We start from the raw sequence: 10,714 nt of genomic DNA on the forward strand, positions 1-10,714 counted from the left end.
AAAGGGGACGGAGGGAATTAAGTCGTTTGTGCCAAAACGACTTAATTCCCTCCGTCCCCTTTTTTCATGCGTTCGGCAGAACCACGCGCTTGCCATCCACCGTTGGACGGTTGATGTAGAACAGGCCCGGGCCCGGCCGGTACGGCAGCTCGCTGACGCCGGCATCGGCGGCGTAGGTCAGTGCGGTGTCGCCCAGCGCGTCGAAGTTCCAGTGCGCCGACTGCATCAGGTAACGCCGCCGCAACAGCGCCTCCTGGGTTTGCGTCAGTGGCTGTCCGGCCACCAGTCGTCGTGCGATGGGTTGCAGGGCGGAGGGCAGCTCCCAGCCGGGGACTGCGTTGGCATTGGCCGTCCATCGCACGCCGGCATCAATGGCATGCTGCTGCATCACCTGAAGCGCGATCAGCTGGTAGCGCCAGTCGATGCGCCGGCGCAATACCACGGCCGCCGTCACGTACAGCACCGGTGACAGCAGTACGCTGCGGCTGCCGGCGCGACGCTGTTGCTGCCACTGGTGCCAGACATCCACCCAGACTTCCTTTTCGTCCAGGCCCAGCTGCTGCCGCCAGCGCTCGGCGTCGGCCTGTGCCTCGGCGTAGGCCGTGGTCGCCTGCAGGATCGCCAGCGGTGGCGCCTGGTACTCGGCCACGCTCGAGCGGCGCAGCAGCTGCCGGCGCGGGCGACTGAGCAGCTTGGGCCCTTCTTCGAGCTGGTTGTAGCCGCCGCCGATGTTGGCGTGCACGCCGGGCAGGGCGATCTCGGTGAACGCTGGCGCCACGCTGGTCAATGGATAGTGCTGGCGATGCTCGTCACGCGCGCTCAGTTGCAGCACCTGCCTGGCAACGCCTGCATGCAGCGCGAGGTGAGGTTGTTCGTCGGTGCGGCCACCGCTGACCGCAACCACCGTGTCGAACAGGCCGATGAAGCGCAGCGGCGGATCGGCCGGGGCGAAGTCCGTTGTGCAGGACAGGCCAGCGGCCTGCAACAGCTGCCGCCAGCGGGTGCGATCCCAGGCCTGCAACTGGTTGGCCACATCGCGCGCGGCGGCCGCGCCCCGTGAAAAGCCGAACAGATCCAGCTGCACGCCACGCAGTGGTCGCTGCCAGCGTGCAGCAAGTGCACCCAGTGCCGCCGGCAGCAGCACCTGCAGCGCACGCTGCACTTTGGCGCGCACACCGCTGGCGCCAATGCCGAACGCCAGTCCGATCAGGTCGTCGTCGGCGTCATCGCGGGTACCGACACCTTCCACGTAGATCGACAGGGACGGGGGCGCCGATGTCCCGCTGCGGCTGTCCGGGTACAGCTGCTGCAGGCGGGCGATGTTGGTCAGGCCATTGTCGTAGCTGCTGGTCAACCGGCTCTGGTAGGTCGAATCGTCATCCGCACGCAGCTGCGCCGGGCGCGGCTGCGGCAGCTGGGGCCTGCCACGGGCCAGGTTGTGTGCGTTGTTGCGGGTGCCATCGAAGAACAGCCCGATCCGCAGCAAGCCGACATCTTCGTCCGTGTCCTGCGATGGTGCCATGTGCATTCCCCGTCGTGGCTGCGTCACGGTAGCGCGAAAGCGGCGTATTCGCGACGTGTAGCAACGCTTTTGACCTTACTTAATCCAGATGCGGTCGATCACAAATCCTGATTTTCACTTCTCTCGCCTATTGAATTCACACGCCCCGCGCAGGCCATATGGTCAGACCCGGCACACCGGGTCGTGCTGCATCAACGCTGTTCACATCATTCAAGGAGCGACGCAATGTTGTCCAGATCGATTGGCAAAGCGGCAGGTGGCCTGGTGTTGGGTTTGTCGGTGGCAGCGGCCGCGCATGCGGCACCGTTGTTCGAGCCGGTGACGGTCATCAGCCGCGCATCGGCAAACAGCGAGCCCGCACTGGGCAAGCTGCTGGCCACCCCGTCCACGGCGACGGTACAGGAAGTGCGTGTCGATGCAGCAGCTACTGCACAACCGCAGCTGGAATTCGAACTGCTCGGCCGGCGGGTGCAGGCGGTGCGCAGCAAGGTCGAAGCACTGCCCGATGGCGGCAGCATCTGGTACGGCCAGTTCCGTTCGCCCTCGGACAAACTGACCGCGGCCACCTCCAACGGCCAGGACGACCCCGGCAATTCGCTGATCCTGGTGCGCTCGGGCGACACCGTCACCGGCTCGATCCGCAAGGATGGAAAGCTGTATCGCCTGCGCCCGTTGGGCAACCGCCACGTGCTGGTGGAAGTGGATGAATCGCGGATGCCGGCCGACCATCCGGCCGACTACAACCAGCTGCCGAAGATCCCGATGGGCAACAACGATCGCATCGGCATCGCGCAGGCATCGTCCGGTACGCCGGCGACCATCCGTGTGCTGGTGGTGGCGACCAATGCCGCCGTCGCCGCCTATGGCGGCAACATGCAGTCGCTGGTGCAGCTGGCGGTGGCCGAATCCAACCAGGGCTACGTCAACAGCAACGTCGGCATCACCATGCAGCTGGCCGGTTACGAGACCACCAGCTACACCGAGTCGGGCAGCTTCGACACCGACCTGGCACGCTTCCGTGGCACCAGTGACGGCTACATGGACAGCATCCACACCAGCCGCAACAACACGGCGGCCGACGTCGGCGTGCTGCTGATCAACAACACCGCCTACTGTGGCCTGGCCTCGGGCATCGGCTCGACCGCGTCGACGGCGTTCGCGGCGGTGTACTGGGATTGCGCGACCGGCTACTACTCGTTCGCGCATGAGATCGGCCACCTGCAGAGCGCGCGGCATGACATCGCCACCGACCCGAGCACATCGCCCTACGCCTATGGCCACGGCTACCGCTATGAGCCGTCCAGCGGCACCGGCTGGCGCACGATCATGGCCTACAACTGCACCCGCAGTTGCCCGCGCCTGAACTACTGGTCCAACCCGAACATCAGCTACAACGGCATCCCGATGGGCAATGCCAGCACCGCAGACAACCAGCGCGTGCTGGTCAACACCAAGGCCACCATCGCGGCATTCCGCTGAGGCCAGGCGCCGGCCAAGGTCGGCGTCTACCCGGGCGCGTTCACCGGCTCGGGTAGATGCCAACCCTGGTTGGCATCCTGCAATCCATCAATCGCGGGCGAGCGTATCCAGCGACCAGCCGCTGGCATCCACGCGCAGCACCGAGCCCTGTTCGTACCAGTCACCCAGCACGATACGGATGCAATCGCGTCCACCGGCCTGCAGTGCGTGGATGGCCGGACGGTGCGTGTGACCGTGGATCATGGTGTCCACGCCGTGGCGTACGAAGGTAGCATCGACTTCGGACGGGGCCACGTCGGTGACGGTCTCGAACTGCGCGCGATCGCCCTGCTTCATTTCCGACTGGCGGGCCTGGCTCGCCTCGCGCGCCTTCTGCGCGAAGGCGATGCGTGCGGCCAGCGGCTGCGACAGGAACTGCGCCTGGAACACCGGGTCGCGGGTCTGCGCACGGAACTGCTGGTAGGGGATGTCATCGGTGCACAGCAGGTCACCATGCTGCAGCAGCACCGGGCGGCCGTACAGCTCGATCACGCACGGGTCGGGCAGGATGCGCAGGCCGGCACGGCGCGCATAGTCCTCGCCAAGCAGGAAATCGCGGTTGCCGCGGATGAAGTACACGGGCACGCCGCTGTCGGACAGCACCTTCAACGCATCGGCCACCGCATCGGCAGCCGGGGAGGGCGTGTCGTCGCCGATCCAGGCCTCGAACAGGTCGCCGAGGATGTACAGCGCATCGGCGCCGGGCGCCTGCTCGCGCAGGAAGCGCAGGAACAGGTCGGTGATCTCCGGACGGCTGGGGTCCAGGTGCAGGTCGGATATGAACAACGTGGTCATGCCTGCATTCTAGGCCATCAATGATGATGGTAGCGCCGCCGGTATTGTGGGGGTCAGATCTCTTTTCCGAAGGAAAAGGATCTGACCCCTGGGCTACACCGGCAGCGGCAGCCAGGTCAGGCTGGCCGAAGCCAGCAGGACGGCGATGCCCGTGGCGGCGAGCACGTCGGAAGGATAGTGCAGGCCCAGCACCACCCGCGACAGTGCGACGCCGAGGGTGAACGGCACCAGCAAGGGTGCCAGCCAGGGGTAGTAGGCCAGTGCGACGATGGTGAACGACCCTGCGTGCAGGGTGTGCCCGGAGGGGAAGCTGAATTCGTCCAGCGGTGCCACCCAGGCGCGGATGCGAAGATCGGCCGCGTAAGGCCGCGGGCGCCGCGTCCAGCGCTTGAGGCCCTTGTACAGCAGCAATGCGGCCAGGCCGGTGGCGGCCATGTGCACCGAGGCGCGCAGGCCATCGAAGCCATCCAGCACCACCAGCGCAGCCATCAGCACATACCAGAACACGCCATCGCCGAGACGGCTGATGGCCGAGAACAGGCGGCGCACGCAGCGGCGCCGGCAGTAGTGGTTCGCCCGCCGGCACAAGCGTGCCTCGCGCCCTGCCAGCAGTTCAAGCGGCGTGGTGCGCATGGCCGCTCCTCCGCGACTGCGCAAGCTCGGCCAGCAACGCATCGAACTCGGCCACCACCTGCTGTGGATGCAATCGCTTCATCGCGCGCGCGGCATTGCCGCCCAGTTCGTGGCGTTGCGCGTCATCGGCGGCCAGTTGCACGGCGGCCTCGATGAACTGCTCGTCGCTGTCCACCGCTGCGCCGTTCTCGCCGTTGCGCAGGTACTCACGCGCGGCGCCGTAGTCGAAGGCCACGGTGGCCACGCCGCTGGCCATGCTTTCCAGAGTCACGTTGCCGAACGTCTCGCTGCGGCTGGGGAACAGGAACAGATCGCCGCTGGCGAAATGGCGGGCCAGCGCATCGCCGCGCTGGATGCCACAGAAGATGAAATCGGGATTTTCATGTGCCAGCTTCTCGCGGGCCGGGCCGTCACCCACCCATACAAAGCGTGCCTTGGGCCGGATCTGCTGCAGGCGGCGGAATGCCTTCACCGCCAGGCCGAGGTTCTTTTCAGCAGCAATGCGGCCGACATAGATCGCCACCAGGCCGTTGCCATCCACGCCCCATTCCTCGCGCAGTGCAGGATCGCGCCGGCCTGGATCGAACTGCTGGCTGTCCACCGCACGGGCCAGCAGGCGCACGCGTTCGAAGCCCTGTTCGCCGAGGAACTGCTGCAGTTCGCGGGTCGGCACCAGGGTAGCGTCCGCCTGGTTGTGGAAGCGGCGCATCCAGCGCATGGCCGCGGCCTGCAGCCATGCCACGCCATAGTCGGGCAGGTACTCGTCGAAGCGGGTGTGGAAGCCGCTGGCGACCGGGATGCCGAGGCGACGTGCGGTACGCAGTGCCGACCAGCCGAGTGGACCTTCTGTGGCGATGTAGACCGCATCCGGACGCTGATTCTGCCAATGGCGGCCCAGCCGGATCGGGGCTGGCAGGCCGAAGCGCAGGCCGGGGTAGCGGGGCAGGGCAGCGCCGGGAACCAGCAAGGTGCCGGGTGCCGAATCCAGCGCTTCGGTGGACTGGCGGGGGCGGACGAGGTCGATCTCGTGTCCGGCTGCACGCAGACCCTGCTCCAGGCCCTGTACGGTGAGGGCGACGCCGTTGACTTCCGGCGGATAGGTCTCGGTGACGATGGCATAGCGCATGGCGGGCCTCCCGGTTTCCGGCATGCTCGGCCCTGGCGATGTAGCCGACATGACCACTTTGCGACCGTCAGATGACGGGGGCGCCGGCCACCGCAGGGGCGCTGCGGCCAACAAAAAACCACGGCCCCGAAGGGCCGTGGTCCTGGTGCTTCATGTCACAGCGCGATGGATCAGAAGCGCTGCTGGTACTTCATGTAGACGAAGCGGCCGATGTCGTAGCCGCCGTAGTACGAGAAGGCCGAGTTCGGCTTGCTGTACATGATCGGGCCGGTCTTTTCGAACACGTTGTTGGCACCGACCGACACGGTGGCATCCCACGGCAGCGAGTAGCGCACCTGCACGTCGTGGAAGGTGACAGCACCACGCTCGTTGTAGTTGCGGGCGCCCTTGTACCACGGTGCATACACACCCGGATCCGAGCATTCGTCCGGGTACAGCGCGATGTTCGAGCAGGTTTCCTTCACGCCCGAGTAGTAACGCGCGGTCCAGCTCGCGCCGAAGTTGCCCCGCTCGTAGCCCAGCACCAGGTTGGAACGGACGCGGAAGGCGCTGCCGATGCCGTTGGTGACGATCGGGACGATCGAGTTGTCGTTGGAGGTGCGGTAGGTTGCACTGGATACGTAGGTGGTGGCCGAGTTCACGTTGAACTTGCCGAACCGGGTGTCCAGACGGTAGCTCACATCCAGGTCGTAGCCTTCGGTTTCCATGAAGCCCGCGTTGCGGTTGCCGAACTTCAGGTTGGTCACGATGCCGGTCACCGGGTCACGCTGGAAGCGCGAGCAGCGCGCGTCGATGCCCGACTCATAGCAGTCCTGCAGGATCTGGGTCGGCGTGTCGGCGATGATGGTGTTGTCGATGCGGATCTTCCACCAGTCCAGCGAGGCGTTGAAGCCCTGGATGAAGCTCGGGCTCCAGACCAGGCCCAGCGTCTTGCTGGTCGAGGTTTCCGGCGTCAGCAGCGGGTTGGACCCGGAGGTGAACGGCACCGGCGTCGCGTCCGTCGACGTGTTCACCGGGGTGCCGCCCTGGCGGAGCTGGCGGAAGGTATTCGCATTGGCGATGTCGCGTGCGCAACGTGCACGGACTTCGGCGCTGGAGGCCGAGGAACCGAAACGGGTGTCGCACGGATCGCTGAACTGCGCGAAGGTCTCCGAACCACCACCGAACAGGTCGCTGATGGTCGGTGCGCGGAAGCCTTCGGCCCAGGTGCCACGCACCATCAGCGAGTCGATCGGCTTCCACTTGAAGCCGAACTTGCTGTTGAGCGTGTTGCCGAAGGTGTTGTAGTCCGAGAAGCGGGTTGCGCCATTGAAGGTCAGTTCCTTCGCGCCCGGCAGGTCGGCCAGCACCGGAACGTTCACTTCCAGGTAGGCCTCGTTGACGGTGTAGTCACCGCCGGTCGGGCCTGCGGCCAGGTTGGTGGTAGCGCCGGTCTGGGCCAGGGCATCCGGGGTGTACTTGCCTTCTTCCTTGCGGCTTTCCACGCCGAAGGCGAAGCCGAGATCGCCAGCCGGCAGGGTGACGATGCTGCCAGCGATGTTGGCAAAGAAGTTCTTGGAGGTGGTGCGGCCCTTGGTGATCTCTTCCGGGAACAGCCACGCCTGCAGTTCTTCGTTGCCGTACAGGCCATCGGCAGCCGTCGTGCCGTACGGAACCAACGGGTTCCACGGCTTGCACACGTCGTAGGAGATCGGTGCAGCTGCGGTACCGCACTGCACCTTGCCAGTGGCGGCGTTGTAGAACGACGGGCCGACGCCGCCGGCGACGCGACCCTTGTGCAGGTTGCCGGTGGCCACCGATTCCAGTTCATTGCGGTTGTACTGGTAGCCCACTTCCCAGTCGAAGTAGCGGCTGCCGATCTCGAACGAACCGTCGAACGACGCCACCGCGCGGTAGGTCTTCAGCTCGCTGGTGGTCACGCGCGGCACTTCCCAGGTACGGCGGTTCCAGGCCACGGCGGTCGGGTTGGCGTAACCGTGCTGGCGGCCGAACGGGTTGAAGTAGCTGTTGATCGACATCGAGCCGACACCAGCGGTGCTCGACTGCAGCGGATAGCCCGCGATCTGGCGGGTGGACTCACGCTGGTTGTAGCCCAGCTCGGTACGGAAGTTGACGTTGTCGGTGATCTTGAACCGGCCGTCGAAATAGACCGAGTCGCGCTTGACCGGATACATCACATGCATCTGGTCGTTGGCGTTGCTCACGTCACCGGTGAAAGGCGTGCTATCGGTGAGGTGGTAATTGGCCGGGTTGGTGGGGTCCGCGCCGCGGTTGAGGGAATAGCCGCAGCCCGCAGTGGCGGTACAGCCCGGGCCGCGCAGACCCGTGAACTGGCCGTACTGGCTGATGGTGGTCCAGTTGCTGCTGTCGTACGGATGGCGATCGGTCATGCCGTACTTGCTGAAGCCGCGATCGCGCGCCCACACGCCCTTCTCTTCGGCATGCTCGGCCGACAGGGTCAACGACACGCGCTCATTGCTCCAGCCGGCGACAACGTCGAAGCGGTCACGTGCACCGTCGCCCTGGCTGTACTGGCCGTGGTAGACGTTGGCAGTCACACCGGTGACATTGGAACGGGTGATGATGTTCACCACACCGGCCATGGCGTCGGAGCCATAGATCGCAGAGGCGCCGTCCTTCAGCACCTCGATGCGTTCCACGGCGGACACCGGCAGCGTGGAGATGTCCTGGTAGCCGGACGTGCTGATGCCCAGGCGCTTGCCGTTGACCAGCACCAGGGTGCGCTGGGTGCCCAGGTTGCGCATGTCGATGTAGGTGCCGCCCGCGTTTTCGCCTGCGGTCAGCGCATTGGCGCGGCTGATGGTCGGGCTGCCCATGGCGGTGACGTTCTGCAGAATGTCGGCAACTGAGCTGAACCCCTGCTTTTCGATGTCGTTGCGGCTGATCGCGAACACCGGCTGGGCGGTCTCCACGTCCACCTGGCGGATGCGCGAGCCGGTGATCTCGATGCGGTCGAGGTTGGTCGGGTTGGCGTTGCTGCCTTCCTGGGCAAACGCGGGCAGCGCTGCCAGCGCTGCAGTGGTAGCCAGGGCGTAGCGGATGGCCTGCCCCAGTGCGGTGGTGCGTGAAGTCATGGCGAGCTCTCTCTCTCAGGTCGTGCACAGGACGCCAAAGTGGGCGTCGAAGGAGCCAGCAGGGTCGATGACCGAGCCGGTGACCCGATAGTAGTCTCGTTAGTTAATGCTCTGTAAAGGGTTCGTATCCATTTATGTCACGCGGCCGCGCCATTCTTCACAAAACGTGAACAAAAGCAGGCGCTTACGTGATGGCAGCGATTGCCCACAGCGGGCCGTTTGTGGTGCGGAGCAGCACAAAAAACCGCCAGACTGCGCAAAGTGGGAGTGGGAAATGCGTCACCCCGGTTGTCCTGTGGACAACAGCGGACAGCGTATTCAGGCCACGAACGGACGGAACTGGATGCCCAGCCCGGCGATGCCATCGGTCTCGCCGATCAGGTCCGCGCGCAGCAGCGGGCGGGCATCGATGAAGGCCTGCGGCACGATCAGCGACAGCCGGTTGTCGTCGGCGGTCAGTTCCAGTGCCGGCAGCGGATCGTCTTCGTGGGCGCGATTGAGCAGCACCGCCAGCCGCAGCAGGGCCGCCAGCCGGCGTGCGGTCAGCAGCAGTCGCTCGGGCAGGGCGTCGAAGGCGGTCTTGGCCACGCTGCGGCGGTGGCTACGCACCAGGGCCGCCAGCATCTGCTGCTCCTGGCGCGAGAAGCCGGCGATATCCGAGTGTTCCAGCACATAGCTGCCATGCACGTGGTAGCCGCTGTGCGCGATCATCAGGCCCAGCTCGTGCAGGCGCGCGGCCCAGCCGAGCATGCGCGCATCGTCGGCATCGAGCCTCCAGCGCTCCTGCACCTGTTCCAGCAGGGACAGCGCGGTGTCCTGCACGCGCTCGGCCTGGACGGTATCGATACCGTAGCGCTGGCTGAGAGCAGCCACCGATTCGTCACGCAGGTCGTTCTCGCCGGCGCGGCCGACGATGTCATACAGGATGCCTTCGCGCATCGCCGCCTTGCTGACCAGCAGCTTCTGCAGGCCCAGCGCCTGGAAGGCCGCTTCCAGCACCAGGATGCCGCCGGCGATGATCGGGCGGCGGTCGCTGGACAGCCCCGGCAGCTGGATGTCGTCGATCTTCTTGGCCTTCAGCAGTTCATCGCGCAGCTGCGGCAGGGCCTCGGCGGTGATGGCGCCCTTGCTCAGCTTCATCGTCGCGCAGATCTCGCTGATCGCCTTGTGCGTGCCGGAAGAGCCCAACGCTTCCTGCCAGCCCAGCGCGCGGTACTTGCTGGCGAAAGGCTGGAACTCGCGGCCAATCTCGGCCAGCGCGTCCTTCCAGCGCTTCTTGCTCAGCTTGCCGCCGGGGAAAAAGCGCCGGGTGCTGGCGATGCAGCCGGCCTGCAGGCTTTCGCGCTCCAGGGTCTGCATGCCCATGCCGATGATGAACTCGGTGGAGCCACCGCCGATGTCGATCACCAGCCGGCGCTGCCCGGGCTTGGGCGGTTGCGCGTGGGCCACGCCCAGGTAGATCAGGCGCGCTTCTTCGCGCCCGCTGACCACTTCGATGGCATGCCCCAGTGCGGTCTCGGCCGGTACCAGGAACGACTGCGGCGAGCGCAGCTGGCGCACGGTGTTGGTGGCCAGCGCGCGCACCCGGTGCGGCGGCACATTGCGGATGCGCTGGCCGAAGCGGGCCAGGCATTCCAGTGCACGTTGGCGTGCAGCGGAAGAGAGACCACCCTTGCCATCCAGGCCATCGGCCATGCGCACCGTCTCGCGCAGGCGGTCGATCACCCGCAGCTGGCCGAGCGTATAGCGCGCGATGACCATGTGGAAACTGTTGGAGCCAAGGTCGATGGCGGCCAGCAGGTCGCCATCCTGCAATGCGGGCGGAGTCGTGGTGGTATGCGGCATGGACGAATGTTAGCCGAAGGGGCGGTGTGCTCGTCACCGCGCGGCCTTCACATTTTGGAAGAGGGGAGTGCGGCAGGGCTGCGCCCTGCATCTGCAGAGGCAACGTCAAAAGCGAGGTATCCGTGGGATGGCGGGGTGGGCCCGGCTGCGGGGGACGCTGCAAGTACGTCCATGTAAGCT

At 65.9% G+C, this 10,714-nt stretch carries 7 protein-coding genes; 1 reads left to right on the forward strand and 6 read right to left on the reverse strand.

The genetic code is table 11. The features are described 5' to 3' along the window. Positions 1-64: 64 nt before the first annotated feature. Positions 65-1,522: a DUF2235 domain-containing protein gene (locus tag HMPREF3114_RS05365; protein ID WP_070489311.1), complete on the reverse strand. Its 1,458-nt coding sequence runs from the start codon at positions 1,520-1,522 to the stop codon at positions 65-67. 225 nt (positions 1,523-1,747) lie between these two features. Here HMPREF3114_RS05365 and HMPREF3114_RS05370 point away from each other — a divergent pair, with 225 nt between their 5' ends. Then, positions 1,748-3,001, forward strand: a complete 1,254-nt coding sequence (locus HMPREF3114_RS05370; RefSeq protein ID WP_053500129.1) for a M12 family metallo-peptidase — start codon at positions 1,748-1,750, stop codon at positions 2,999-3,001. Positions 3,002-3,088: 87 nt separating this feature from the next. Here the strand turns inward: HMPREF3114_RS05370 and lpxH are convergent, their stop codons facing one another. From lpxH to ppx, 5 genes are all read right to left on the reverse strand, one after another. Beyond that, a complete protein-coding gene (gene lpxH, locus HMPREF3114_RS05375; protein WP_005415454.1) occupies positions 3,089-3,835 on the reverse strand; it encodes a UDP-2,3-diacylglucosamine diphosphatase in 747 nt (248 codons plus the stop codon). 93 nt (positions 3,836-3,928) lie between these two features. Next, entirely contained in the window at positions 3,929-4,468 is a 540-nt protein-coding gene (locus tag HMPREF3114_RS05380) for a phosphatase PAP2 family protein (protein ID WP_070489308.1), read from the reverse strand. Next, entirely contained in the window at positions 4,449-5,594 is a 1,146-nt protein-coding gene (locus HMPREF3114_RS05385) for a glycosyltransferase family 4 protein (protein ID WP_070489309.1), read from the reverse strand. The genes HMPREF3114_RS05380 and HMPREF3114_RS05385 overlap by 20 nt, the downstream gene beginning before the upstream one ends. 170 nt (positions 5,595-5,764) lie before the next feature. After that, positions 5,765-8,689 carry a TonB-dependent receptor domain-containing protein gene (locus tag HMPREF3114_RS05390; protein WP_070489310.1) on the reverse strand — a complete coding sequence of 975 codons (2,925 nt, stop codon included), beginning with the start codon at positions 8,687-8,689 and terminating at the stop codon, positions 5,765-5,767. Positions 8,690-9,007: 318 nt separating this feature from the next. Then, positions 9,008-10,534, reverse strand: coding sequence for an exopolyphosphatase (gene ppx, locus HMPREF3114_RS05395; protein ID WP_049417419.1), 1,527 nt, complete (start codon positions 10,532-10,534; stop codon positions 9,008-9,010). Positions 10,535-10,714 lie beyond the last annotated feature (180 nt).

The organism is Stenotrophomonas sp. HMSC10F07 (genome assembly GCF_001807895.1).
Classification (GTDB): Bacteria; Pseudomonadota; Gammaproteobacteria; order Xanthomonadales; family Xanthomonadaceae; genus Stenotrophomonas; species Stenotrophomonas sepilia.